Genomic DNA, 25420 nt, shown 5'->3' with positions numbered 1-25420 from the left:
CAGCCTTTAGTCTAAACCACCATTTGTCCTTTCTGTGGGAGTGTCACATTTCTGTAATAAAGCCTCTGTATTTTGTGGGCGTTTAAGCGGTGCGTCGGCGTTTTGCGATGGTGCGCCATCATTCAATGACGTCTGGCTCAGGTGGAGGGGTTCTATGTCATTTTTGCGTTGTTTTCTGTTTCTGTTGTTTTTCTGCAGCTGGGCCCGGGCAGAAGGGCTGCCACAGGTACAGTTCAGCAACGCTGAGGGCACCCTGTTTACTATGCAGGGATCCAACACTATTGGTGCCCGATTGGGACCAGCGTTAGTAAAAGGCTGGCTGGAGGCTCGGGGCTTCCAGAGCGTGACCATTCAGGATACGGCCACAGCGAATGAGCAGCAGGTGACAGGGCACAATCAGAAGACCGGACGCACGGTGACGGTTGAAGTGAAAGCCCATGGTTCTTCCAGTGGCTTTAAGGCCATGCTGGTCAGTCAGGCGGATGTCGCCGCAGCTTCTCGCAGAATCAAGGATAAAGAGCTGGTAAAGCTGGCTGATTATGGTGATATGAGATCATCGTCGTCTGAGTGGGTGGCCGGGATTGATGGTATTGCTGTGATCGTGAATCCGGCTAACGGTATCAGCCGTTTGAACACCGATGATGTTGCCCGTATCTTTTCCGGTGAAATCACAAATTGGGTCGAATTGGGTGGTAAAGACTTACCCATTGTCGTTTATGCCCGGGATGATCAATCTGGTACCTGGGATACCTTCCGTAATCTGGTCTTGGGGAAGCAATACCAGCTCACCGAAGCCGCTGAACGCTTTGAATCCAATGCGGTATTGTCAGGACGTGTTGCCGAAGATCCTGCCGCCATCGGTTTTGTCAGCCTGAATACCATCGGGCAATCCAAGGCGTTGGCTATTGCTTCCGGCAAGGCTCGGTCGCTGGCTCCTCAACACCTGACGGTTGCCACAGAAGATTATGCACTCGCCCGTCGTCTCTACCTCTATCTTCCGGCCGTTAGCCCTAATGGTTATGCGCAGGACTTTTTGCAGTGGGCAGCAGGAGAGGATGGTCAGGCCATTGTCGATGAGGTGGGTTACATCTCCCAGAATGTGAAACCTTTGCAGGCGGAAGTGCAGGATGCTCCGGATGATTATCAGGCTCTGGTGATGAATAGTCAGCGGTTGTCCGTGAACTTCCGGTTTGAAGGTGGTAAGGCTGTTCTTGATAACAAAGCCTTCAAGGATATCGAGCGGCTGGCCCGGTTTATGGAAAAGTCCCCCGGCCAGTTAACACTGATTGGCTTTGCTGAAAATGATGGCAGTGATTATGCGGAGTTGCTGTCTGAACTGCGGGCCAAGGTTGTACGTCGCGCATTGATCCGTGCCGGTGTGTCCCGCAAGCAGCTTGAGTTACATGGCTATGGCGAGTATCTGCATCTGGCCGATGGTGATGATCAGGCGGCCAATGTGAAGAATCGCCGTGTTGAGGTGTGGTTCCAGCCAGCTGCCTGAGCAGCTGGTGGAAAGGATAGCTATTTAACCTTCAGTGCGCATCAGCAGGTAGAGCTCAACCATAACTTCTGGCAGCTGGATGGCCATATCTTCCAGCAGCTCAGGGTTATCGGACATTTCCTCAAACTCTTCCTCGTCGGCAAATACGCCGGACAATACCGCGATGGGCAGCAGCAGTTCTGCAACGGCCTGCTCATTAGCGGCCAGCCAGGCTTCTTCCTGAGACATGTGAGCTTCGAGGAAGCCTGCACACCAGTCCGCCAGTGGCGAGTCCAGCAGATCTTCTTCGGAGTCTTCCAGAAAGACAGGGATCTCGAAGCTGTCTTCGTCATCATTGTTGAACTGGCTGTCGATAAAAGACAGAACGCCTTGAATCTGCAGAACCAGTTCTTCTTCACTCAACCCGGTCGCTTCCGGGTTTGGGAACATAGTCCGGCAAATTTCTTCAGGAGAGTCCGGGCGGGGGCTGATAACCTGCGCTGTCAGATAGCCGTGGCCCATGATTGCATCAAAGCTCTCATCGTCTGTATCCGCCATGCGATCCAGAGCCTGGAACAGGGGGCCGTCGAGCAGAAGTTCGGAATCCGTCATAAATGTATCCCGCCAATAAGCCTGTAAATTGGAAAATTACGACAAGTCTGACCTGACTGATGAAAATATGGAAGAGAAGACATGTATACTGCGGCTTTTCCTGACTCATATTTTCTAAATTGCATTCAGGTTGCTTGTTTCGCATGAAGATACCCACTTATCTTTATTGGAAGCCTTGAAAAAGGCTGAGGGTATTTTCCGCTCACTGCTGTTACTGACGTTTCTTCTGGGGTGCTATGTCAAACCGGGCACGGGACAATTATGTCCAGAACCATCCGGCTCAAGGTCATCGTGCGCAAAGCATACTTGCTGATGTTTTTGGCTATGCCAATTTTCGCGGTCAGCAGGAAGAGATTATAAACCATGTTATCCAGGGTGGGGATGCGCTGGTTCTGATGCCCACCGGTGGCGGAAAAAGTCTGTGCTATCAGATTCCGGCACTTGTACGACCGGGTACGGCTATTGTTATCTCCCCACTGATTGCCCTGATGCAGGATCAGGTGGATAGCATGCGTCTGCTGGGCATTCGGGCTGTCGCTCTACATTCCGGCCTGAGCTTTGAAGAGCAGATGGATGTTCAGAATGGCCTGATGCGTGGTGAGTTTGATCTGCTTTATATCTCCCCGGAACGACTGTTGACCCATAAGATGCTGGATCTGCTCGGGCATCTTACTCTTTCACTGTTTGCGATTGATGAAGCGCATTGTGTATCCCAGTGGGGGCATGACTTCCGGCCGGAGTATCTGCAGCTTTCTATCCTCCATGAGCGCTTCTCCCATGTGCCCCGTATTGCACTGACAGCCACCGCAGACCAGAGAACCCGCAAAGAGATTGCCGAGCGATTGAACCTGGCCGATGCCCGCTTTTTTATCAGCAGCTTTGACCGTCCGAATATTTTCTATCGCCTGACCCAGAAGCGAGAAGCCCGTAAGCAGTTGCTGGACTTTATTCTCAAAGATCATGCCGGTCAGTCGGGCATTGTTTACTGCCTGTCCCGCCGTAAGGTGGAAGAGCTGACCACCTGGCTGCAGCGTCACGGTGTGCAAGCTCTGCCTTACCATGCCGGTCTCGATAGTGAAGTTCGCCATCATAATCAGCAGCAGTTCCAGACCACGGACAATATGGTCATGGTGGCCACCATTGCCTTTGGTATGGGAGTGGATAAACCCGATGTGCGGTTTGTGGCTCATATGGATATGCCCCGCAGTATTGAGGCTTATTACCAGGAAACCGGCCGGGCCGGTCGTGATGGTCTGCCGGCAACGGCCTGGCTGGTTTATGGTCTGCAGGATGTAATCGTGCTGGGGCAGATGTTGGCGCAGTCAGGAATGAATCAGCAGATTCAGCAGCTGGAACGGCAACGACTCAATGCCATGCTGGGGTTTTGTGAAATCTCCGGCTGCCGGCGTCAGGCTCTGCTGGATTATTTTGGCGAGCACCGGGATGGCAAGTGTGGTAACTGTGATCTCTGCGTTGAGCCGGTGGCGACCTGGGATGCAACGGATGCAGCGCGCAAGGCTTTATCCAATGTCTATCGTACCGGACAGCGTTATGGTGTGACCCACTTGGTGGATGTGCTGTTGGGGCGATCCAATAAGCGAGTGAAGTCCCTCGGACATGAGCAGGTGTCAACCTTTGGTCTTGGCAAGGAGCTCAGTCAGCCGGTCTGGCGCTCGGTGTACCGGCAACTGGTGGCCCGTGGCTATGTTACGGTCACCTCGGAAACCCATGGCGGTTTGTTGCTGACCGAGAAAAGCCGTTCTCTCTTAAAAGGAGAGGAACAGCTGGAGCTGCGTCGTGACCGCTATGAGGTTCATGAACTGAAGGTGGCCTTACCGGAAGCCAAGCTCGAAGGTGACAGTGCTGAGCTTTGGGAAGAGCTACGGGCTCTGCGGATGCAGCTGGCTAAAGAGAGAGAGGTGCCTCCGTTTCAGGTGTTCAGTGATGCCACCTTGCGGGGCATGATGGCCAGTCGTCCGGGTAGCCTCGAAGAAATGTTACAGGTTTCCGGTGTGGGGCAGTTCAAACTCGAACAGTATGGTGAGGCCTTCCTCGAAGTACTGGGCAAACATGCGGTAGCCTGAAGATACGGTCTACTCTTTTTCTGATGCATACCAATCAGGGAGAGAGGCATGGAGCCGGTCGATTTTTCCGTTCTGGATGAATTCAAGGAACTCATGGGTGATGAGGGCGAGGATGAGGTGCGCGATCTTGTTGCTCTTTATCTGGAAGATGGCCCGGTTCAGCTGGAGGCTATGCGTTCGTCATTATCTTCGGGGGATGTGGAAACCTTAAAGCGGGCGGCTCACAGTTTTAAATCCAGTTGCGGAAATATTGGAGCCATAAGATTGCAGGGAACCTGTTCCGAGCTGGAGCAGAAAGCCGCTTCCGGTGAGTTGGGGGCAGACTGCCAGACTTTGATTACTCAGGCAGAATCGTCTTTCGCCGAAGTAAAAGCCGCTCTGGGCAGCTATCTGGCATCTTGAGTGGTGATGTGTTGAAAGCACCGGTGGCGAGTCGGGCTGTTCGGTCCGGAAAGGTCAGGTAGCGAGTCTCTTCATAGAGAAACTTCATCTTGCCGCCACAATCGGCACAAAAATAGGCAATACCCCGTTGTTGGCGATTATGGCGAATCACCGACAGCGGGGTTTCTTTTTGTGGGCACCGACAGCCGTAGATAAAGCGATAGAGCCGACTTTGCCTGAGATCATAGTCATGGTGGCTGGTGGGGTTGACCTGAAAGACCGTTCTCATCACCTCCTGCCACTCCTGTCCATGGGCCGGAATACTGAGCCCGTATATCTTTGGGGCAATCAGGTGGGCAATTTCGTGGGCGACGATATTGTGGACAAAATGGCTCTGGTTAAAGCGGCAGAACTCCATATTAAAGCGCAGTAAATTATCCTCGTAGATTGCCTGTCCGGCATCGGCCCCGGTCAGGTCGATCAACACCTTGGGTGGTGAAAAGGGCATGTCGTAATGACATGAGGCCCGGTATATCAGCTCCCTGACGCGTTTGGTGATGATTTCATAAGACATGGCTGTGCCGCCCTGTTTGCTGGGGATAATAGCGGTCTTTCGTGTTGGCGGAGGAATATTAGACGGGGATTGGCGGGCTGCCAGCCGGGTAACAAAACAAAGCCCTGGAGGTGTGGTCCGGGGCTCTTCTGTTACTCAATAGAGGGGAATGTTACAAATAAACCGGTCCGGCTCCGAGGTTCCACAGGGTGACCGTGACGGCCATAGTGGATACCAGAACCACCAGTGCCACACAGAGCACTGAGCTGGCAAAGACCAGACCTTTCTCAAAGGGAATATCCATAAACACCGGGATGCCGGTATAGAGCAGGTAGGCCGACCAGCAGATCATGGCTGTGCCGACAATGGTCGCGAGCCAGAGTGATGGCACCAGTCCGGCAATCCCGCCAATAAGCAGAGGCGTTGCCGTGTAAGCGGTGAAGGCCAGACACTGGGCGAAAGTCGGGTTGGTATCGAAGGTCTTGGCCATCCAGTGCACAAATGCCGCAATCGAGATTATTGCAGCAACTGTGGCAAAATATGCCAAAACTGACATAATAGCCGCGCTCTGTTGGGTCAGGTAGACCGTTTCCGAGCCGCCGGGCAATTGCCAGCCGGTCATGGATGTGCCGAGATAGCCGCAGATAGCGGGTATCGCTGCCATAAGCAGCAGGTAACTAAGAATAAAATTTAGGACTGAAGGTTGTTCTTCCCGGATACTGCGCCATTCCTGGTTGGGGTGTGTGAACAACCCCCATGCATGAGTCAAACTCATCGTGCTCCTCCCTGCCAGTCAGTACAGACTGCAATTGCGAGCTGGCGTCTTTTTTTAATTATTTTTAGGGTCGCTTGTGGCGACTTACATCCAGTTAAACAGTATGTTGTCCGATTGGCAACACCTGACCAATATCTTGTGATCTATTGATACGTTTGAAGTGAGGGTATCGTTTGAGAAAGTTTGTAGCCGCCCTGATCGTTCTGTTTCTTGTTGTTGGATTCGCTGTTCTGTTTACCCAGGGCCCTGATCCGGTTATTCCTGCCAAGAAGGTTGAGCCTGAAGTTGTCAAACCGGTTGAAGTTGCGCCTAAACAGGCATGGGAGCTTGCCGGCGTTCCGGACTTTCCGGCCATTGGCGATGTGCGTCTGAAAAAGAAGACTTTCTTCAACTATATCCTGCCGCTGGTGACTCAGGAAAACACCCGTATTCTTTCCCAGCGTGAGCAATTGCTCTCCCTGAGTGGTAAAGGGACGTTCTCGGAGAATGAGCAGGCGCTGCTGAATGCTGTTGCCAAAGAGTACCGCTTGAAAACAAGTTTTGATGAAAAGTGGTTCCAGGAAGCTTTGCTGCGCGTTGATGCGCTGCCTCCCTCCCTGGCACTGGCTCAGGCGGCTAATGAAAGTGGCTGGGGGGGATCCCGTTTTGCCCGTGAAGGCAACAACTACTTTGGGCAGTGGTGCTTCAGCAAAGGCTGTGGCCTGGTACCGGGCTCCCGGACATCCGGTATGAACCACGAAGTTCAGAAATTTGATGATGTCGGTGAGTCGGTGCGTGCTTATATCCGCAACCTGAATACCCATGCTCAGTACGCTTCTCTGCGCGAGCTGCGCGCTAATGCTCGTGACAGCCAGATGACTGTATCCGGTGCTTACCTGGCTCAGGGCTTGGGCAAATATTCCGAGCGTGGCGGTGAGTATGTGGATGAAATCGTGCGGATGATTAACGGTAATAACCTGCAGCGTCACGATAGTCAGCCGACGACTGCCAAACTCTAAACGCTTTCAGTGAATACCAAAAAGGCGCAGCATCATGGATGCAGCGCCTTTTTTCTATCTTCGCGTTTTGATCAGACGTTCGGATCGAAGTTCACGACTTTGATAGCGTCGTCACTTTCTTCAGGGCTCATCGCCATTTCAGGGATATTGCCGGAGAAGATGTCCTGATTGTCATCAAACTCGTAAGCCGGGCGTTCGCCAGTACGATCGATGGCCAGATCCACGAAGTTGAAACGCTCATTATCCGCCATCTGGGACAGCTGGATATTCTGCATGGAGGTGAAGATGGACTCGATCCGGCTTGGGTGCTTGCGCTCCCAATCCTTCAGCATGGCCTTGATGTTCTGGCGCTGCAGGTTTTCCTGGGAGCCACACAGGTTGCAAGGAATGATCGGGAACTCCATCAGTTCGGCAAACTTGGCCAGATCCTTCTCACGGCAGAAGGCCAGCGGACGAATAATGACGTTGCGGCCATCGTCAGAGCGCAGCTTTGGCGGCATACCAGCCATACGGGAACCGTAGAACATGTTCAGGAACATGGTCTCAACGATATCGTCCTTGTGGTGACCCAGAGCGATCTTGGTCGCGCCGATATCTTCCGCGAACGCGTACAGGGTGCCACGACGCAGGCGTGAGCACAGACCACAGGTGGTTTTACCTTCCGGAACCTTCTCCTTCACCACGGAATAGGTATCACGGTTAATAATGTGGAATGGTACGCCCAGATTGCTCAGGTACTCTGGCAGAACGTGCTCAGGGAAGCCTGGCTGCTTCTGATCCAGGTTTACGGCAACCAGTTCAAAGTTGATTGGCGCGCTTTTCTGCAGGCTCATCAGAATGTGCAGCATGACATAACTGTCTTTGCCGCCAGACAGGCAGACCATTATCTTGTCGCCGTCTTCAATCATGTTATAGGCTTCAATCGCCTGACCGGCATAGCGGCGGAGTTTCTTCTGAAGCTTGTTGAAGTTGGTTTTCTCAGCCCCTGTCAATTCGGATACGCTCATCAAATATTTGCTGCTGCAGACTGGTTAAAAGCTGGCAATTATACCGGTAACTTCGCCCGCGACCACCGGGGGAAGGCGAAGTTTCCGGTGTGCCAGACCTATTTCGGTCTGAGTGGCAGTCCCTGTCTTCTTATACTGCTGGGATTCTTCCCGGCGTTTACCCTTCTGGCTGATGGGTATAGCGCAGATAGTTCTTCTGTCCCTGGTCTGCAGAAGGCAGAAGAATGCTTTCGATTTCGCCAAATTTGTTTTTAGCGTCCTCATCAATCATACCGGGGGAGACAACCACCTTGTCGCCATCCTGCCAGTTGGCTGGCGTAGCAACATTGTGTTGGTCGGTAAGTTGAATGCTCTTAAGTACCCGCAGAATTTCATCAAAGTTGCGGCCGGTGGTCATGGGATAGACCAGCATCATCTTGATCTGCTGGTTCGGGCCAATAAGGAATACGGTGCGGGCGGTTTTGTTGTCTTTGGCCGTGCGTTCTGCGCCAGGCTGGGTGTCTTGGCCAAGCATGCCGTAAAGTTTGGATACGTTTAGATCATGGTCGCCAATCAGCGGGTAGTTCAGCTCGCTGCCTGAACTGTTCGCCAATTTCAGGATGTCCTTTTGCCAGAGAGTGTGGCGATCCACATTATCGACACTCAAGCCAATGGCCAGGGTGTTCATGCTGTCGAGCTGGTTTTTCAGATTGTGCACCGCTGCCAGCTCCGTGGAGCAGACTGGCGTGAAATCGAGTGGGTGGGAAAACAGCAAAACATATTTACCTTTGCCCCATTCATGGAAGTTGATCACACCCTGTGACGTGTCTGCTGTGAAGTCCGGGGCTGTATCACCAATCTGCAGAGCCCATGATGACGCAGCGAAAAGAGAGAATGAGGTAAAAAGAGCACAGAGATATCCACGGAAGCGTTTCATGGCAGGAGCCCGCTCTAATGAAGGAAGGAGAGCTTAGACCAGAACATTCAGGGGAGTTCCTATCTCTGCTAGGTGGGGCATAGCTTTCGGTTTCTGGGCTTTACTGTTATTTTCTGATGATGTGTTCGGGTTGCACTATATTGTGTGGCTGTCATTGATAAATGGAACTCTCCCGTTTTTAGGGTAGGTGTGTGTCGGTGTGAACGAGCTGTGTTCCATTGATTTATATCAGCAGTGTGAATGCATTCGGGCTTTACAATGAAATTATCTGTCAGGTGGGAACTGGTGTTGAAGTCAGTAGCACTGGGTGCAGACGGCAGGCTGGAATGTAGAGAGAAGTAATAAACAGCATTGGCCGCCCCTAAGGAATAATGTCCTGTAATCGTTATAAAAGCAGGCAGGCATGTTCGCAGTCACAGGCTCAGAGTTGTCCCAACAGCCTTAAACAGCCCAATTTGTCCCGACAGATTTACCAGTCATCTGCCACCCACGGGCTGGCAGCGTGTTGTGATTGGTTCACAGCATCGATTGATTCAGGATAATGCAGAGGGAAGTTTATGAGTGGGGAATACGATCGTTTGCGCGAGGTTTTGCTCAGCCGTCAGGTTGAGCTGCAGCAGCGTCTGGATAATTTGAAAAAGGACGCGACCAAAAAGGCCAGTGCCGATTGGTCCGAGCAGGCGCAGGAGCGTGAGAATGATGAGGTTGTGGATGCTCTGGGGAATGAGGCTGTCCATGAGCTGCATATGATTGGCAAGGCGCTTGAGCGTATGGATGAGGGCGAGTACGGCAGCTGTACAGCCTGCGGTGGTGATATCCCGCCGGCTCGTCTTGAGGTTATGCCGTATGCCGATCTCTGTGTAGCCTGCGCGGAAAAGCAGGGCCTGTAAGGTCGAAAACCTTTCGCTTTAAGACCGAACTCAATTTGTTCGGCTTTCTACCTTCTCCATCACCAGATCGTTGTAATGGTGGACGAAGTCATCAATGGTGCCTGCTGGCGAGCTATGGAAATGGTTGCGCCAGCAGCGACCCAGTCTCGCAGGGTCATCTCCGGTTCCTGTCGGTAGCGGCTTACCATTTCTCAAATAGATCATCATGGCCATGGCTGTGGCGTAGGACAGGTTTGTGGCCAGCTCAGCATGGGGGTGCTGAAGGAATTCATGTTGGCTGGCGAGTCCGCGGACCTTGCTGGCCAGTTCCGGCTGCCGGGCCAGAAACTTATCCCACACAGAGCGGTGCATGCGCGGGGTGATCTGGTAGATACCCAGGGCGCGCTGGTTATCCATTTTCAGATGCGCTCCAAGACCTGACTCCTGGGCAGCCGTTCCCAGCAGAAGGTTTTCTGCGGTCGGGGACCAAAGGTTTAAATGCTTGAGGGTGGGGCGGATGACAAGGTGGCGCAATTCCCTGGCGCAGATACCCATATCGAACTCTCTTGCCTGATAGTGTTGTCGTTCTTCTCAGTCTTAAAGGTATACCAGAAGAGCGTAACTGATACATCGGCAATTACAAAAGACGCCTTAAACCGATAGTCGGCAGCATTATGGGAGTAATTGGGAGTTGAGGTTTTAATAATAACCGGCCCGAAGAGTACGGGCCGGCCGATCTGATAAAGGCTTATCAGTAGCTGGTCAGGGCAAAGTAAGGAATGCCCGCGGTTTCCAGCTTGGCGGATCCACCCAGAGCAGGCAGATCGATAATGGCTGCAGCTTCAATAACCTTGCCGCCGAGACGCTCGATCAGAGTGTTGGCAGCCAGCAGGGTGCCGCCAGTGGCAATAAGGTCATCGATCAGTACAACCCGGCTGTTCTCGGTCAGGGCATCTTTATGCACTTCCAGAGCGGCTTTGCCGTATTCCAGGGTGTACTCAACGCTGATAGTCTCAGCCGGCAGTTTGCCCGGCTTGCGGAAAATAACCAGTGGCAGACCCAGAGCATCAGCCAATGGTGCGCCGAGCAGAAAGCCTCGGGCATCCAGAGCGCCAATATGGGTGATGTTCTGGTCACGGTAGCGGTCAGCGAAGGTGTTGTGAACCATGCGCATACCCTGCGGATCTTGCAGCAGGGTAGTGATGTCACGGAACATAACGCCAGCTTCCGGCCAGTCCGGCACAGCCCGGATCAGGCTGCGCAGACGTTCTTCGTCAAATTTCGAGTGGTTAGTCATCGGCTTACTGAATGTTTACTGCTTCAGAATTCTCAGTCAGTTTACCACCTGCTAGAGTGCACAGCTCCATGGCATTGGTAATTTCAATCTCTTTACCATTGGCATGAATAAGCTCGGCTTTCTGGAAGCGAGTAAATACACGGCTTACCGTTTCAACAGCCAGACCCAGATAGTTACCCATCTCGTTACGGGACATGGCCAGTCGGAAAGACTGGGAAGAGAAGCCACGACGACGGAAACGGCTAGCCAGATTGATAAGGAATGTGGCTATACGCTCGTCAGCATTCTTCTTGGAGAGCAGCAGTTTCATTTGCTGGTCTTCGCGAATTTTCTTGCTCATAACACGCATCAGCTGGCGACGCAGCGCCGGATGGGTATCAGCAAGCTTCTCGAGTTTTTCAAAAGGAATCTCACACACCATTGTTGTTTCAATGGCCTGTGCAGAAACCGGGTACGCGTCGGTGTCGAGGCCACTAAGACCTACCAGCTCACTCGGGAGATAAAACCCGGTGATCTGTTCTTCACCTTCGTTGGTGGATGTGTATGTTTTCAGCGCGCCAGAACGCACAGCGAAAACGCTGTGGAACGGATCACCTTCCAGGAACAGGTGTTCGCCTTTTTTCAATGGCCGGCCGCGTTTTATGATTTCATCGAGTTCGTCGATGTCTTCAATTTTTAGCGCAAGTGGCAGGCACAGAGGACTCAGGCTACAGTCCCTGCAGGCTACTTGGCTGGCATGCCTTACGTTCAGTTTGGACGCCATAGAGTGCCCCTAAGAACCAGATTGGCTGATGTAGAGAGTTGGCCTATTGTATGGGAAGTTCGGCCCAACTTTAACCCTGTGGTAGATACCTATTTAAAAAAACTTTCCGGTATCTGCTCTTTTCATCATTTTATATCTTGTGTCAGGTTCGTGTATCTGCGCGTAACTTTCCCGTTGTTCTACGTGTCGAAAAGTCTGCAGACGTGAGATGTATTAGGCACGCGAGTCAGAATCCCTGACAACTCTTGGCTTTGTCAGAACCCGCCCCATACTCCCCGGTCAATAGGGACAGCATGTCTCTGTTCAAGAACGTCAAGAACGGTTGAAGCGATGTCATGCATTCGCCGGATGGTCCGGCAAAACCCCAAACCCAAACAAGCCCGGGCTCACTCTGCCAGGGGGCAGGGGAGACGGGGGTAATGATCTGACTGGAGGTTTACAATGCAAAAGGTTAACGGCGTTTTCCGTGGCATCGGCTACGTCATCACGTGTGGCAAATACTGCAAAGGCGAAAAGTCCTCTTCCGTGAAGAAGACTACACCTAACGCCAGTGTTAAAAAGGCTGCCGGTAAAAAAGCTTCTCAAAAGCAGAGTGCTTATGAGTGGGCCAAGAACGGTACCTGTACTGTTGTCAGCACTGGCTGGGCCGGTATTAAGGGCTTTGGTAAGGTGGTTTACGCCAACCTTTTCCACACCGGTGCGGTTCTGTTTGGCTCTTATATGGCTCCAGGTGCAGTTAAGCTCACCGGTGCTGGCTTTGGCGCAGGTGCCAAGATGGTGGAAGGTTTCTGTCAGGTGGCTCTGCCGCAGATCCTGAATGATGCCCGCACCAGCTTCATGAACTGGCGCAAAGGCTCTGCTGCTCAGCAGCCTGCTCAGGCTCCAAAGTCACAGCGTACTGCAGAAACTGAAAAGGTTGAGCAGAACGAGAAGACTGAGCGTAGCTCCAGAAACCGCAAGACCCGTGACGAGCAGCCGGTTGTTGATGCCGACAAGCCAGCGGGTGGCAAGAAGCCGAGTGCGAAGCGCAACGCTGCTCCTCTCTAAGCCAGCAGGGTAAGGACACCTCCATAAGCCTCCACCTCCGGGTGGGGGCTTTTTTATGCGCCCTGACACGATTGTCAGCCTGGCTGACACGGGTGGAACAGATTGTTACACAACTGGTCTTACCCAGAGTGACGGAAGGGAAACCGGCTGTTCACAGGGATTGATAATGACAGGAGAGGTGCGGGTGGCCATTTCATTGGAACGAGCAACAAGGAAGCAGCTGTATACCGAGCTTTCTCCTAAAGCCGGAGAGGGAACTCTGGCTCATTCATCCCGCTCCCGGGTCAAAAAGGTTGAGGATGACGAGACTGTTCATATTCAGCGTGCCCGGGCCGAGCTGAGAAACGATGTTCAGGCCCTTGCTCCTTCACCGGTTCGCAAGGCTTTGAAGTCTATGGGGATTACCGTGTTATCCGGTGTGGCGAAATCCATAGGTATTGCCGGAGCCGGGCTGGCTTTTGTTTATACGGCGCCCAAAGTTTATGCGCTGCCGTTTATTCATCAGAAGCTAAGCAGCCTTTGGATGTTGAATGATGCCCAGTTCTGGGGTGATTTCTCCGGCTTTTTCGGCTTCAACATGAACATGTTTATGGTTGCGACTGACTTTCTTGTTTCCATCCCTAAGCGACTGTTTGTAACGCCTAAGCGGAAAATGGCGGAAGTTGAGGAGTTGCAGGCACTGGATCGGAAGCTGGATAAATCCATCGAGAAGAGTGCCCGTGAACTATGGAAGCACCAGAAGGGTTTGCAGCTGGGAGACATGGTTCAGAATGCGATTGATGAACGACAGCAGATTCATCTGCGGGGGAGCAGGGCAACAGAAAATCTGGTGGCCTACCTGAACAAAACCAATACAGGCACAGAAGGGGTATTCAACATGCCATCAGTAACTGTCAACAGAAAGGCCGGTGGCAGCAAAGCGCCAATTCGTTCTGAGCGCCCAGCCTATGCGCGGGAGCAGGCAGATACCTGCAAAGAATATGTCCGCAAATTGAAAGATGAACTGAAAGCCCCGGAACCACCCAAAACACCGTTGAAGCAGCGGGTTGCCAATGCCCTTATTCTCACAGGTCTTGCTGCTGCCACACTGTACATCAGCTGGCCGCTCTGCTCAGCAATCGGGGTGTGGTATCTGAGCCAGTACACAGATCATTCCCAGTGTGAACATCTGGAATTCCCGGACCGGGTTGAAGTCAACTGCGGCGATGTGAACCCTCACGCCAATGCTTACCGTTTTAAAAACCTGATTCACTGGGGCACCGCTATGGGCGCTGCCGGACTCGGACTGTTTATGTGTTACAAGTACGTGAACCGCTGGACCACCTGTCTGTTCAATACCAACGAAACCCAACAGCATAAAAACTGGTTGGCACAAATGCGTCAGCATATCAGTGCGAAAGATAAGCTGGATACGGAAATGCGGGTACAGGCGGCTGTGGCCGAACAGGGTGATGAGCTTGACCATCTCGAGGTGAAATTCCGCTAACGTCTTTTTTACTTTCCCTTTTAAACCACAAAGCCTCTTCGGAGGTTTTGTGGTTTCTGCATGCTCAATTCGACCAAAGTCGTAGGAACTCCCCATCGCTGCACTCGTCTAAGCCCCTGAGAAAGCTCTATCTCGCGGTAGGAGCAGGACCTTTGCACAGGAGGAGTTGCCCATGGACGGGTATACCGGTGACCAGCAGCGCATCATTCTTTCATTGGCAGGAAAAATTCTCCTGAGCTTTGTACTGGTTTTGATGGGTGGTTTCGCTATCAGCAGTTATGGCAGCTGGTTTGATTTCGGCTCGTCCAAGAAGGTGGTTGTGAAATACAACCAGGGCGGCCGGGAGATTGTTTCCGGTGAAGAGCGCAAGCGTGATCCTGGTGCGAGCATCGACAGCCCGATGGGCCGTGATAAAGATACTCATTACATACTCTGGGAGCCAGGTGATGATTCTGGCGACGGTTTGCCGTTTTTATCCAATGAGCCTTGTAAGGATTGCAAAGGCAAGGCGGCAGGAGCCGATGGCTCAACGTCAACCGCTACTCATGAAACCATCACCAAACCTGCCAACCCTGATGATCTGCTGAGGCAGCAGCGCCTGGAAGAGCATGAGCAGGCTATGGCTCGCGAGCTGCGCCAGTATGAGAAGTTTGAAGAGGAGATGGAAAGGGATCTGGCTGAAAATGGTCCTCAGAAGGAAAACTTTGCCTCTGCTAAAGGGGATGTGCTGGCGCGGGTTATTAAAAATCAGTTTGTGAATCAGTCCCAGTGTCCTCAGCCTGCTACAGCAAGACCGTTATCTGTACCACTAAGCCTAATACCTGAGATGGTACCGTTGCAGAATCCGAATCAGCCCAATTCCGTGGCTTCTCCAGTTGCGGAGTTAAGACCTTCATTGCAACCCCTGGCTCTTCCTCAGAGTTCAGGCGTACCGGTTGTCGCTCAGCCTGTAATTCATGGAGCCGGAATGTTTACCAGTGCTCCGCTTTTACAGCGCGGCGATGTAGTTATTAGCCCTGTTGTTGATAGCGGGCACTGTAGCGTTAACCTGCCAACAAAAACGAATACTGCTCTGATAGTGGTACCTTCTTCTGAAGAGCTTGCTGCCGCAAGTGGGGATTCCCTTGCCCGGCAAGTACGCCAGATCCTTTCCGGCAATAAAGAGGCTCCCTTTATCCAGGCTGGGCAGAATGCCAAAACAGGCTTGGTGGTGCATGACGATTACAAAGCCCATCAGGCTGAGGTGGATAAAATTGTTAATCCAGTACCAAAGCCGCAGGTCAAAGAGAGCACATCCGATACTTTCCTGGGCCGTCTGATTCGTCGTTTAAGGCGGGAAGGCTCTAAGTCAAGTGATGAGGAAACCACTCAACAGCATTTGGCCTGGCAGGATGATCGTGTTGAAGGCTATGAGGCCGAAGTTGTTGAGTCTGAACTGCGTAATACCCTGCCACCGTTAGAGCAGAAGGCACTGATTGTGAGCGGTATTGAAGAGACCGGCACCTGTACCGTTCCTCCGGTTATTGATACTTCACCAGAGCCTACAGAAACTCTTCCAACTCTCAGTACCCAAACGGATTTGGTTGTTCATGAGGATCACAAAGCTCATCAGGCCGAGGTCGATAGCATTGTTAATCCAGCACCAAAACCGCAGGTCAAAGAGAGTACATCCGATACTTTCCTTGGCCGTCTGGTCCGTCGCTTAAGACGGGAAGGTTCCAAGTCCAGCGATGAGTTAACCACTCAGCAGCATCTGGCCTGGCAGGATGATCGGATAGAAAGCTATGAGGCAGAAGTCGTAGAGCCTGAACTGCGTAATACCCTGCCGCCGTTAGAGCAGAAGGCATTAATTGTGGCCGGTGTTGAAGAAACCGGCACTTGCACAGTTCCTCCGGTTGTTGAGACTCCACCAGTGCCAGCGGAGACCGTAACGCCGCTTAATGCACAAACTGGTTTGGAAGTGCATAAGGATTACAAAGCCCGTCAGGCGGAAGTCGATAACATTGTTAATCCTGAACCAAAGCCACAGGTCAAAGAGAGTACATCTGATACTTTCATGGGCCGTCTGATTCGTCGTTTAAGACGGGAAGGCTCTAAGTCCAGCGATAGTCATATCACTGAGCAGCATCTTGCGTGGCAGGATGATCGCGTTGAAAGCTATGAGGCGGAGGTTGTTGAATCAGAACTTCGTCATACCTTGCCACCGTTAGAGCAGAAGGCACTGGTTGTTGCTGGCGTTGACGAAACCGGCACATGCATAGTTCCTCCGGTTGTTGAGGTTCCACCAGTGCCAGAGGAAGCTGTTCCACCGCTAAATACACAAACTGATTTGGTCGTGCATGACGATTACAAAGCCTATCAGGCTGAGGTGGATAAAATTGTTAATCCTGTGCCAAAGCGTCAGGTGAAAGAAACCACACAAGACACTTATCTTGGCCGCAAGATGCGTAGGCAGATGCGTGAAGGTTCCAAAGCCAACGATAGCCATATCTCTGAGCAGCATCTTGCGTGGCAGGATGATCGCGTTGAAAGCTATGAAACGGAAGTTGTTGAGTCCGAATTGCGTAATACCCTGCCACCGTTAGAACAGAAGGCACTGATTGTTAGCGGTATTGAAGAGACCGGCACATGTACTGTTCCTCCAGTTGCTCAAAACCCACCGTCGCCGGCAGAAACCGTTCCACCTCTGAGTACACAAACTGGTTTGGAAGTGCATAAGGATTACAAAGCCCATCAGGCGGAAGTGGATAAAATTGTAAACCCTGCGCCAAAGCGTCAGGTGAAAGAAACCACACAAGACACTTATCTTGGCCGCAAGATGCGTCGGCAAATGCGTGAAGGTTCCAAAGCCAACGATAGCCATATCACTGAGCAGCATCTCGCGTGGCAGGATGATCGGGTAGAAAGCTATGAGGCCGAAGTCGTTGAGTCTGAACTTCGTAATACCTTGCCACCGTTAGAACAGAAGGCACTGATTGTTAGCGGTATTGAAGAGACCGGCACCTGTACTGTTCCCCCAATTGCTCAAAATCCACCGGTACCGACGGAGACGGTTCCACCGCTTAATGCACAAACTGGTTTGGAAGTGCATAAGGATTACAGAGCCCATCAGGCGGAAGTGGATAAAATCGTAAACCCTGCACCAAAGCGTCAGGTGAAAGAAACCACGCATGACACTTACCTTGGCCGCAAGATGCTTCGACAGCTGCGCGAAGGCTCCCGAGCCAGTGATAGCCACATCACTCGGCAGCATCAGGACTGGCAGGAAGTGGTCTTAAAGCCTGAAGTTATTGAGCCTTCGGACCAAACTGATCAGGTCACTGAGAAAACGCCACCCGTTGTTGATAGCCGTTTTGATAGGGGAACCTGTCCAGCGCCGCATACCAATACCTCGTCAACAGCTTCAGAAAAAGTTGTTGAGATTCCTGCAATCACTATGAAACCGGTGATTATTGAAGAGTTTGCTGGTGGCGGCGATACGCTGGCACAGCAGGTCAGACAGGCTATGTCCGATAATAAGCCCAAGAGTCAGCCGCTGCCGGAGCCTCCAGCTACTGGCAGTGCTTTGGAAGTGCACAAGGATTACAGGGCGCATCAGGCCAGAGTTGATAGCGTTGTTAATCCAACACCACAGCAGCTTTATCGGGATAAACAGCAGTTAATTCACCAGGATCGTTTGAAGGCACGGCGTGATAAGCAGGGTTCTACAGCGAGTGACAATCAGATTACCCAGAATCATCTTGCACTGCAGGAAGAGCAGCAATGGGCTGCTGAGCAGCGCGCCTTTGATGAAGCCTACAAGCGTAATGTTGCCGAGGAAGAGGCACATATGCGCCGGCTTGAAGAGGATCCTAAACGCCTGAATTTCCAAAAGCAGGAGATGGCACGCCTGGAGCAGGAGCGTCATAAAAAACTGAAGCAGGAACGTATTCGCAAAGAGAAAATCAAGCAGGCGGATAAGCGCGAGAAAGTAACCCGTCACCGTATGTATGTGAATAATCAAAACCAGAGAGCCGAATTCAAACAGGCTGGTGGAGACGATGCTGATTTTTATGAGGATATATCGGCGGATGTACCAACCCCGAATCGTTCCGCCAATCTGACGGATATCCCAGGCAAGCCAACAATCGATGTACATACCATCAAGATTGAGGTCCCGCCTGAAAGCTCCCATTTTTATTCCCAGGCTGGGGATGAGCGGGCCATGGGAGCCAGAGGGGAAGGCAAGAAGGTCGATACGGAAAAGCAGTCTCCTCGTGAACAAAAGTCTTTCCTGGATTTGATTGGTTTTAAGAACCAGTCGTTCCCGGAAGATAAGCCTGAGCCTGCCAATAGTGAGCAGCCTGATGGGTCAAATGAAGAGTTTCACTCTGATGAGGGCGATGGTCGTGCTTATGAAAATAAAGGGCAGCCTCCAGTTGGTAATGAGCCGAAGCCAGAGGAGCCGCCTGCAGATACAAACCCTCCGATTCCGGAAGCACCGGTCACGGAGAATCAACCTGTCGAAGACGATAAGGGCAGGCCGGAAACACCGGATGCACCGCCTTCGCCAATCAATGATGATGCTGTTGAGCCAGAGCCAGAGCCAGAGCCAGAGCCAGAGCCAGAGCCAGAGCCAGAGCCAGAGGCTGATCCTGAATCTGACAGTAAAGGTGATGATACTGGGGATGAGTCGGAAGACGCTGCTACCGAGCAGGAGTCTGAAGAAAATGAAGAGGAAGCTGAACAGGCTGAAGACGAGCAAGAGAGTACTCCAGAAGAACAGGAGTCTTTGCCTGAGACGGTAGTGGAGGCCTCTGTATTTGTTGAGCCAGAGTACGATCGTGAGCTGGCGGCGGCACTGCCATCTGTGGCATTGGAAGTGATTGCCAATACCACCATGCAGCAGTTCTCAGGGCATCACCGTACCATGATGGATTTCCGCAAATCCGGTGAGAGTCGAGGAGCCGCTTTGCAGTCGCTGAATGAGCCGGCAGAGTTTGGCACCGGGCTGGTGGAGCAGGGGGCCTACAGTTATATGCGCGTCTTTGGCTCTAGGGCGAATACCAGTCAGGCTAATCAGCTACCGGGGTACACCATGAACAGTTACGGTTTTGAAGCCGGAGTATTCAAGGTTATCGACAGCGAGTGGATAGTCGGCCTGATGATGAGCGGGCAGAAAGGCATGGCTTCCATGAAAGGCATGAGTGCCAGTGATGATATTACCAGCCTGCGGCTGGGGCCGTTCTTCTCCTGGCAGCGTGACCATTTGCATATCGATGGTGCACTGACCCTTGGTCACCATGATGTATCTGCCCGTGGTCGTGATCGTCTGACCGGTGAGAAGTACAAAGGCCGGTTTGCTGTGAATGACTGGTCGGCCTGGCTGGGTATTGGTTATGACATTCCCGTCACAGAAAACCTGACCGTTACACCAATGGCTGAGATTATGTATATGGACGCCAGACAGTCAGTCTTTGATCTGAAAAGTCAGGGCAAGGAGCGGGTGCAGGTTAAGGGTGGTCATCGTCATGATCGTGCGGAAAGGGTTGGAATCCTGCTGGATTACCATGTTTCGACGCTGGCTTATGAGACGCTGGCTTATGATACGACGATTCGCGCCGGAGCAGGGATTCAACAGAACCACTTTGCGCCTTATAAAACCGCCATGCGTCATGTTGATGGACGCAGTGAATATGTGGAAAGGCGCAGGGCGCGTGAAAGCCGGGTGAGCTGGTATACTCTGGGGCTGTTTTCCCGACTGGACGAAAATCGCAGTATCTCCTTCGATCTGGAAGGTACCCAGGGTAACAAGAGCCGCAGCTATGGCGCGTCGGCAACCTTTGAGTACAAATTCCGCTGATTGGGTGATAATGCGTGAGCGTTCAGAAAGCAGGGAGCCTTATCTGTTAATGATAAGCTCCCTGTTCTTTTATTTAACTCGTGGAGTCGTGCGTAGATGCATGACTTTGATGTGACTATTGAACTCACACACCAGGAGCCTTTAATGCGATTTGCAGACTTTTCCCGCTGTTCTCCACCGGTACTATCCGGTCATTTCTCTTTCAGCAGCCCCGACTGTTGTCTGATTCCCTGACAAACAACCCCAATAATTTTTGAGTGCCCGGTATTGGCCCGGCGCTGTGATTTTTTATTTTCGAGCTGACCATGAAAACCCTGTTGTCCAGGCTGTTGCCTGTGTTGGTGTTTGCCTGTTCTCTGGCCGGACCAACTGTATCTGCTGAAGAGTCTTCCATGAAAACCCTGGATTTAAGTCGAGTTGAGAACTTGATCAATGCACCGGACTGGGTGCTGGTTGATGCCCGTTTGTCTGATGCTTTTAATGGCTGGAAGCTGGACGGTATAGCTCGTGGTGGTCATCTGCCGGGTGCTGTGGATTTTCCTGCCAACTGGTTAACGGTGGATGATGAAGCCCGTGAGCAGAAGCTGCGCGCTGTTCTGGCGGGCAAAGGTATTAGCACTGATAAGTCAGTACTTCTTTACGATGTAAACGGTAAGGATGCCCGGAAGGTCGCGGAGTTTCTGCAGACGCAAGGGTTCCATAATCTGCATTACTTCAACCTCAAACCCTGGATTGATAACCCATCACTTGCGCTGGTGAAGTGGCCGGGATACCAGCGAGTGGTGCCTGCGGAAGCTGTGAAGGCTGTACTGGATGGAAAACAACCGGAGAGCTTTGAAAATGCCGGCAAGGTAAAGATTCTGGAAGCCAGCTGGGGGGACGAAGATGAGTCCTACAGCAAGGGGCATATTCCGACAGCCGTTCACGTCAATACCGACCTTATCGAACCCATGACCACGCTCTTGCCGCCGATGTGGCCACTGGCTGAAGACAGTTCGTTGCTCAAAACCGCCCAAAGCTTTGGTTTGACCCGTGATGACACGGTTATTGTGACCGGTGAAGAGCCTCTCGCCGCCTATCGGGTTGCCAGTATACTGGAGTATCTGGGCGTGAAGGATGTGCGGATTCTTAATGGCGGTACCCGCGCCTGGGAACGAGCCGGTTATGCTCTGGAAACACAGAGTCATGATCCGGTTCCGGGGAAAGGCTTTGGGGCAGACAAACCATTGCGTCCAGAGGTAATCGATACCCTGCCTGAGTTGCAAACCAAACTGACGGACAAGCAGCATTTTACTCTGGTGGATAATCGTACACGGGAAGAGTATCTGGGCGAGTCCAGTGGTTATAGCTACCACCTGAAGAAGGGGCGTATTCCTGGGGCTGTGCATGGCTTTGCCGGTGAAGGCAACTCCTACAGCATGAGCCACTTCCGCAACATTGATGGCACCATGCGTAACCCTCGTGAAGTGCTGGCATTGTGGAAAGCCCAGAATATTGATTTGAATGATGCACTGGCGTTTATGTGCGGCAGCGGCTGGCGGGCAGCAGAAGTGTATTTTTATGCTGAGGTAGCCGGGCTGAAGAACATCAGTATTTTCAGTGATGGCTGGATTGGCTGGAGCAATGCTGGTTTACCGACACTCTCCGGTGAGCCGGGACAGGGGAATAAAAAAGGGTAAGCCGCTGGCTTACCCTTAATCATGCTTGTCCAGAGTCAGATAACCTTGGAGTAACGTGGCGTTGTATCCATGGCAATCGGCAGATACTGGTCGAAGACCATACAGATGTTACGGATAAGCAAACGACCGCGGGGCTGAACTTCAATGCCATTGGCATTAATGGTCAGCAAGCCGTCCTCGGCCATCGCCAATAACTGTTGTGTTTCATTGGCAAAGTGGGTGCTGAAATTGATGCCGTAATCTTCTTCCAGCGTGTTGAAGTTAAGGCTGAAGTCGCAAATCAAACGACGGATTACATGTGCCCGCAGACGATCTTCCTTGCTGGTGTGGTAACCGCGGTAAATCGGCAGCTGTCCCTTCTCGATGGCCTTTTTGTAGTTGGCCATATCCGGGTAGTTCTGGGCAAAGGTGTTGCCAACCTGACTGATGGAAGATACACCCATGGCGATCAGATCACAGTGGGCATGGGTGGTGTAACCCTGGAAGTTCCGGTGCAGTACACCATCTTCCTGTGCCACGGCCAGATCATCATCGGGCAGGGCAAAGTGGTCCATGCCGATATAGACATAACCGGCTTCAGTCAGACGCTGAGTGGTCAGTTCCATAATCCGCAGTTTCTCTTCTGCAGATGGCAGGTCTTCATCCTTGATCCGGCGCTGTGGCATAAACCGGTGCGGCAGATGGGCATAGTTGAAAACGGAGAGCCGATCCGGCGCCATCTCTATGACCCGATCAACCGTTTTCAGGAAACTGTCGGTCGTTTGCAGTGGCAGGCCATAGATCAGGTCGATATTAATGGAACGGATATTCAGCGTGCGGGCCGCGTCGATAACATCCATGGTCATCTGCTCTGGCTGAATGCGGTTAACCGCTTTCTGCACCCGTTCATCAAAGTCCTGAACGCCAAGACTGATGCGGTTAAAGCCCAGGCTGCTCAGGTGGCCCATCATCTTCCAGCTGGCTTCACGAGGATCAATCTCAATGGAGTAATCAGAGAACTCGTCAAACTCCAGAAAAAAATGTTTGTCCGCTTCTTCCATTAACCGGCTTAGCTGGTCTTCGTTCAGGAAGGTTGGGGTACCACCGCCGAGATGCAGCTGCTCAACCCGGGCTTTATGGCCGACCAGCTCTGCATGCATGGCCATTTCCTTGAACAACAGCTCCAGATAAGGCTCAGCTTCGGTTCTGTGCTTGGTCACAATCTTGTTGCAGCCACAGTAAAAGCAGACCGTATCGCAGAACGGGATGTGGAAGTAGAGAGATAACGGCTTATTAATCAGACCACTTTCACGTGCCGCGTTGGCATAGTTTTCCGACTCGAAGCTGCTGTCGAACTGAACAGCAGTCGGGTATGAGGTGTAGCGTGGTCCTGGCCTGTTATATCGAGTGATCAGGCTGGAGTCCCAAATGAGTGAATGACTCATAACTCTGTCCTGCAATAAGGATGCGGATTATTTGCTTCATTTACAGGTGCGGGCAAAAAAACAGCCATCTGCACAAAATACTGATTGACATTGTACGTATTGATACGGATGCGGCCTTGATGTGTATCAATGGAGGTGCAGTTTTGATCGTCTGGATTTTTATTGATCAGCGAGACATTCTGAATGTCTCGCTGGTTTGAGTATCAAAGTGATCTGGTGGATTTTGTGAAGGTCAGGGTGATACCGAAACGTCCGCCCGGCATAGAGAAGCTATTGATCTGCTGCTCGTTGATGGTTTGTACATATCTGTTTTTATCGGTATCTGGGTCAGTATGTTGCAGTGGTACTTTATGAAGAGGTAGTCGCCTACCCTTTTCTACCAAGCTGGAACCTTTGATAGTGACCACCTCATCAATATAAGCCGCAGCCTCATCCGTAGGTTTGACGTCCAGTTTTGAAAGCAGTGTTAATTTTTTTTCCTCTCCCCGAGAGACAGTGTGTGTCAACATCCAGCCGGAGATTGTAAAAGTTCTGGCTGGAGGCTGTGGTGCGTGGCTACGTGCCGACAAATATTCCTGGGGGACAATGACCACCTGAAACTCATTGGTTGAGCGCATAAGGAAGTCATTGAGTGCGGGCAGTAATTGGTGCGAGCGGTGCATGCTTTGTATATACAGGTCTGGGAATAGTTCGTTAACCAGTGTTTCATACTCCAGATAAAGATCTGTCGTAGCCGCTTTGTTCAGAGGCTCCGGTCCTGCCCCCGGATCCTGGGCTTGCTGGTATTTTTTTGCCAGCTGCGAGAGTTTTTTCAGGGCATCACCCGTGGCGAGTCGGGCATGAAGATGGGATGCCAGCTTGCTGACGATGTCGTCCAGTTGAAAATGCAATGTTGTAAAGGGTGTATCGTCGCTGCTCCAGTCGTCCTTCAGGCGTTGCCGAAAGTTATTCCGGATGCTGTCAGACAAAGATTGAATATTGACTTTATCGCTTTCCACATAGAGTCCACCAAATTGTTCAATGCTGTCACGATACTGCTGAAGAACCAGCGCCAGGTCCTCAACGGGAACGTCATCCCGATTGGCGTAGCCAGCCAGTTTGGCTGCACGGTTCTCAAGTGCGAGGATATAGAGATCAATCAGCTGGAAGCAGGGGGCATGACCAGCCTGGGCTGAAAGGGTTGCCACAGACAGAAACACAGTCACTATCCAGCAAAGGATATGTTTTGGCGAAGGGGTGATGTAGCTGTTCATGATGGCTCTCTGTTTTTGAGAGCCATGAGGATAGATGCTCTTCTGCGGACTGCTCTCCGAGAGGCTTGGTTTGCAGCTTTGTATCAGTGACCCATAGCCGAATGATCAACAGAAGGCTTTTCCATTTTGTTATGGTTCATCTCGCTATGCTTCATACCTTCATGCTGCATATTGTGGGCTGGCATGGAAGAGTGGTCACCGCCATGCATTTGATGTGGTTGGCCTGAGAAATCCAGATTTTTCATAATCCACATCTGGTGCGGGCCGGGAATGGTCCAGATACCAATCAGTATTACCAGAATGCCGGCTCCGGAGCGGAACGCCCGACTTTGCAAAAGAGTCTGCATCTGTTTGGCCAGCAGACCGGTCACAAACAACACTGGCAGTGTACCCAGGCCAAAGAACATCATCAGCAATGCCGAATCGACAGCATTGGAACTGGCCGCCGCCCAGACCAGAGTGCTGTAAACCAGACCGCAGGGGAGCCAGCCCCAGACTGCACCGACACCAATGGCTTTGATCGGACTGTTCACCGGCAGCATAGACGACGCTTTGGGTTGAATGCGCTTCCAGAGTTTGTGCCCGGCCCGTTCAATTACCGTCAGCCCCATCCACCATCCAGCCAGATAGAAGCCCATGGCAATCAGCATAACGCCGGAAAAGACTCGCAGCATGATGCTGGTTTCTTTGCTGAACCCACCTAGGAACCAGCCGAGTGTGCCCATCAGCAAACCCATGATGCTGTAGCTGATAATCCGTCCGATGTTGTAGCCGAGCAGAATGCCCATGTTCTTCAGAGAGAAGCGGTCGCCACCGCTGCCAATGCTCAGGGCAGACATAATCCCGCCACACATACCCACACAATGGCCGCCCCCCAGCAGGCCCAGCAGGAATGCTGCGGTCAGGGTGATTTCACTGGTCATACTTCATTCTCTTTATCGCTATTACTGTGCA

20 protein-coding genes are annotated in these 25420 nt (G+C 52.0%); 9 read left to right on the top strand and 11 right to left on the bottom strand.

What is annotated here, in order from left to right; translation table 11 throughout:
• Positions 1 to 154: 154 nt before the first annotated feature.
• Positions 155 to 1501: a substrate-binding domain-containing protein gene (locus EHSB41UT_RS08425; RefSeq protein ID WP_087108710.1), complete on the top strand. Its 1347-nt coding sequence runs from the start codon at positions 155 to 157 to the stop codon at positions 1499 to 1501.
• 24 nt (positions 1502 to 1525) lie between these two features.
• Here the strand turns inward: EHSB41UT_RS08425 and EHSB41UT_RS08420 are convergent, their stop codons facing one another.
• Positions 1526 to 2092 (bottom strand): YecA/YgfB family protein, encoded by a 567-nt coding sequence (locus tag EHSB41UT_RS08420; protein ID WP_087108708.1) that lies wholly within the window; start codon positions 2090 to 2092, stop codon positions 1526 to 1528.
• Positions 2093 to 2328: 236 nt separating this feature from the next.
• On the opposite strand from EHSB41UT_RS08420, the gene recQ reads away from it, so the two are divergent.
• Positions 2329 to 4176: a DNA helicase RecQ gene (gene recQ / locus EHSB41UT_RS08415; RefSeq protein WP_087108706.1), complete on the top strand. Its 1848-nt coding sequence runs from the start codon at positions 2329 to 2331 to the stop codon at positions 4174 to 4176.
• A gap of 48 nt (positions 4177 to 4224) precedes the next feature.
• Positions 4225 to 4578 (top strand): Hpt domain-containing protein, encoded by a 354-nt coding sequence (locus tag EHSB41UT_RS08410; protein WP_087108704.1) that lies wholly within the window; start codon positions 4225 to 4227, stop codon positions 4576 to 4578.
• On the opposite strand, the gene EHSB41UT_RS08405 is transcribed toward EHSB41UT_RS08410, so the two are convergent.
• Positions 4514 to 5131 carry a SprT family zinc-dependent metalloprotease gene (locus EHSB41UT_RS08405; RefSeq protein WP_087108702.1) on the bottom strand — a complete coding sequence of 206 codons (618 nt, stop codon included), beginning with the start codon at positions 5129 to 5131 and terminating at the stop codon, positions 4514 to 4516. The genes EHSB41UT_RS08410 and EHSB41UT_RS08405 overlap by 65 nt on opposite strands.
• Positions 5132 to 5282: 151 nt before the next feature.
• Positions 5283 to 5885 (bottom strand): Yip1 family protein, encoded by a 603-nt coding sequence (locus EHSB41UT_RS08400; protein ID WP_087108700.1) that lies wholly within the window; start codon positions 5883 to 5885, stop codon positions 5283 to 5285.
• 173 nt (positions 5886 to 6058) lie between these two features.
• Here EHSB41UT_RS08400 and EHSB41UT_RS08395 point away from each other — a divergent pair, with 173 nt between their 5' ends.
• Positions 6059 to 6883 carry a glucosaminidase domain-containing protein gene (locus tag EHSB41UT_RS08395; RefSeq protein ID WP_087108698.1) on the top strand — a complete coding sequence of 275 codons (825 nt, stop codon included), beginning with the start codon at positions 6059 to 6061 and terminating at the stop codon, positions 6881 to 6883.
• Between the two features lie 71 nt (positions 6884 to 6954).
• Here EHSB41UT_RS08395 and ttcA read toward each other — a convergent pair whose 3' ends face one another.
• Positions 6955 to 7890, bottom strand: a complete 936-nt coding sequence (ttcA, locus tag EHSB41UT_RS08390) for a tRNA 2-thiocytidine(32) synthetase TtcA (protein ID WP_087108696.1) — start codon at positions 7888 to 7890, stop codon at positions 6955 to 6957.
• Positions 7891 to 8047: 157 nt separating this feature from the next.
• Positions 8048 to 8806, bottom strand: coding sequence for a redoxin domain-containing protein (locus EHSB41UT_RS08385; protein ID WP_087108694.1), 759 nt, complete (start codon positions 8804 to 8806; stop codon positions 8048 to 8050).
• 557 nt (positions 8807 to 9363) lie between these two features.
• Here EHSB41UT_RS08385 and EHSB41UT_RS08380 point away from each other — a divergent pair.
• On the top strand, positions 9364 to 9696 hold the full coding sequence (locus EHSB41UT_RS08380; RefSeq protein WP_087108692.1) for a TraR/DksA family transcriptional regulator: 333 nt from the start codon (positions 9364 to 9366) through the stop codon (positions 9694 to 9696).
• 30 nt (positions 9697 to 9726) lie between these two features.
• Here EHSB41UT_RS08380 and EHSB41UT_RS08375 read toward each other — a convergent pair whose 3' ends face one another.
• From EHSB41UT_RS08375 to fnr, 3 genes are all read right to left on the bottom strand, one after another.
• Positions 9727 to 10230 carry a hypothetical protein gene (locus EHSB41UT_RS08375; protein WP_087108690.1) on the bottom strand — a complete coding sequence of 168 codons (504 nt, stop codon included), beginning with the start codon at positions 10228 to 10230 and terminating at the stop codon, positions 9727 to 9729.
• A 196-nt stretch (positions 10231 to 10426) separates the two neighbouring features.
• Positions 10427 to 10972: an adenine phosphoribosyltransferase gene (locus EHSB41UT_RS08370; RefSeq protein ID WP_087108688.1), complete on the bottom strand. Its 546-nt coding sequence runs from the start codon at positions 10970 to 10972 to the stop codon at positions 10427 to 10429.
• A 4-nt stretch (positions 10973 to 10976) separates the two neighbouring features.
• On the bottom strand, positions 10977 to 11735 hold the full coding sequence (fnr, locus tag EHSB41UT_RS08365) for a fumarate/nitrate reduction transcriptional regulator Fnr (protein ID WP_087108685.1): 759 nt from the start codon (positions 11733 to 11735) through the stop codon (positions 10977 to 10979).
• A gap of 441 nt (positions 11736 to 12176) precedes the next feature.
• On the opposite strand from fnr, the gene EHSB41UT_RS08360 reads away from it, so the two are divergent.
• The 4 genes from EHSB41UT_RS08360 (at position 12177) to EHSB41UT_RS08345 (ending at position 21789) form a co-directional block, all read left to right on the top strand.
• Positions 12177 to 12782: a hypothetical protein gene (locus EHSB41UT_RS08360; RefSeq protein ID WP_087108683.1), complete on the top strand. Its 606-nt coding sequence runs from the start codon at positions 12177 to 12179 to the stop codon at positions 12780 to 12782.
• Positions 12783 to 12948: 166 nt separating this feature from the next.
• Positions 12949 to 14268, top strand: a complete 1320-nt coding sequence (locus EHSB41UT_RS08355) for a hypothetical protein (protein ID WP_087108681.1) — start codon at positions 12949 to 12951, stop codon at positions 14266 to 14268.
• A gap of 172 nt (positions 14269 to 14440) precedes the next feature.
• Complete coding sequence (locus EHSB41UT_RS08350) at positions 14441 to 20110, top strand: autotransporter domain-containing protein (RefSeq protein WP_087108679.1); 5670 nt, start codon at positions 14441 to 14443, stop codon at positions 20108 to 20110.
• Between the two features lie 392 nt (positions 20111 to 20502).
• Entirely contained in the window at positions 20503 to 21789 is a 1287-nt protein-coding gene (locus EHSB41UT_RS08345) for a rhodanese-like domain-containing protein (RefSeq protein WP_207626593.1), read from the top strand.
• A 35-nt stretch (positions 21790 to 21824) separates the two neighbouring features.
• On the opposite strand, the gene hemN is transcribed toward EHSB41UT_RS08345, so the two are convergent.
• From hemN to EHSB41UT_RS08325, 3 genes are all read right to left on the bottom strand, one after another.
• Positions 21825 to 23213, bottom strand: coding sequence for an oxygen-independent coproporphyrinogen III oxidase (gene hemN, locus EHSB41UT_RS08340; protein WP_087108675.1), 1389 nt, complete (start codon positions 23211 to 23213; stop codon positions 21825 to 21827).
• A 203-nt stretch (positions 23214 to 23416) separates the two neighbouring features.
• On the bottom strand, positions 23417 to 24466 hold the full coding sequence (locus tag EHSB41UT_RS08330) for a hypothetical protein (protein WP_087108671.1): 1050 nt from the start codon (positions 24464 to 24466) through the stop codon (positions 23417 to 23419).
• A gap of 83 nt (positions 24467 to 24549) precedes the next feature.
• A complete protein-coding gene (locus EHSB41UT_RS08325) occupies positions 24550 to 25389 on the bottom strand; it encodes a sulfite exporter TauE/SafE family protein (RefSeq protein ID WP_087108670.1) in 840 nt (279 codons plus the stop codon).
• Positions 25390 to 25420 lie beyond the last annotated feature (31 nt).

Source organism: Parendozoicomonas haliclonae, assembly GCF_900174585.1.
GTDB classification, from domain to species: domain Bacteria; phylum Pseudomonadota; class Gammaproteobacteria; order Pseudomonadales; family Endozoicomonadaceae; genus Sansalvadorimonas; species Sansalvadorimonas haliclonae.
The sequence above is the reverse complement of the archived record's forward strand: the minus strand, read 5'-3'. Positions and strand labels throughout refer to the sequence as shown.

Excerpts from the sequence above, each read along its gene's own strand:
- EHSB41UT_RS08425 (WP_087108710.1), top strand. The coding sequence starts at position 155 with ATGTCATTTTTGCGTTGTTTTCTGTTTCTGTTGTTTTTCTGCAGCTGG.
- EHSB41UT_RS08420 (WP_087108708.1), bottom strand. The coding sequence starts at position 2,092 with ATGACGGATTCCGAACTTCTGCTCGACGGCCCCCTGTTCCAGGCTCTG.
- recQ (WP_087108706.1), top strand. The coding sequence starts at position 2,329 with ATGTCAAACCGGGCACGGGACAATTATGTCCAGAACCATCCGGCTCAA.
- EHSB41UT_RS08410 (WP_087108704.1), top strand. The coding sequence starts at position 4,225 with ATGGAGCCGGTCGATTTTTCCGTTCTGGATGAATTCAAGGAACTCATG.
- EHSB41UT_RS08405 (WP_087108702.1), bottom strand. The coding sequence starts at position 5,131 with ATGTCTTATGAAATCATCACCAAACGCGTCAGGGAGCTGATATACCGG.
- EHSB41UT_RS08400 (WP_087108700.1), bottom strand. The coding sequence starts at position 5,885 with ATGAGTTTGACTCATGCATGGGGGTTGTTCACACACCCCAACCAGGAA.
- ttcA (WP_087108696.1), bottom strand. The coding sequence starts at position 7,890 with ATGAGCGTATCCGAATTGACAGGGGCTGAGAAAACCAACTTCAACAAG.
- EHSB41UT_RS08385 (WP_087108694.1), bottom strand. The coding sequence starts at position 8,806 with ATGAAACGCTTCCGTGGATATCTCTGTGCTCTTTTTACCTCATTCTCT.
- EHSB41UT_RS08380 (WP_087108692.1), top strand. The coding sequence starts at position 9,364 with ATGAGTGGGGAATACGATCGTTTGCGCGAGGTTTTGCTCAGCCGTCAG.
- EHSB41UT_RS08375 (WP_087108690.1), bottom strand. The coding sequence starts at position 10,230 with ATGGGTATCTGCGCCAGGGAATTGCGCCACCTTGTCATCCGCCCCACC.
- EHSB41UT_RS08370 (WP_087108688.1), bottom strand. The coding sequence starts at position 10,972 with ATGACTAACCACTCGAAATTTGACGAAGAACGTCTGCGCAGCCTGATC.
- fnr (WP_087108685.1), bottom strand. The coding sequence starts at position 11,735 with ATGGCGTCCAAACTGAACGTAAGGCATGCCAGCCAAGTAGCCTGCAGG.
- EHSB41UT_RS08360 (WP_087108683.1), top strand. The coding sequence starts at position 12,177 with ATGCAAAAGGTTAACGGCGTTTTCCGTGGCATCGGCTACGTCATCACG.
- EHSB41UT_RS08355 (WP_087108681.1), top strand. The coding sequence starts at position 12,949 with ATGACAGGAGAGGTGCGGGTGGCCATTTCATTGGAACGAGCAACAAGG.
- EHSB41UT_RS08350 (WP_087108679.1), top strand. The coding sequence starts at position 14,441 with ATGGACGGGTATACCGGTGACCAGCAGCGCATCATTCTTTCATTGGCA.
- EHSB41UT_RS08345 (WP_207626593.1), top strand. The coding sequence starts at position 20,503 with ATGAAAACCCTGGATTTAAGTCGAGTTGAGAACTTGATCAATGCACCG.
- hemN (WP_087108675.1), bottom strand. The coding sequence starts at position 23,213 with ATGAGTCATTCACTCATTTGGGACTCCAGCCTGATCACTCGATATAAC.
- EHSB41UT_RS08330 (WP_087108671.1), bottom strand. The coding sequence starts at position 24,466 with ATGAACAGCTACATCACCCCTTCGCCAAAACATATCCTTTGCTGGATA.
- EHSB41UT_RS08325 (WP_087108670.1), bottom strand. The coding sequence starts at position 25,389 with ATGACCAGTGAAATCACCCTGACCGCAGCATTCCTGCTGGGCCTGCTG.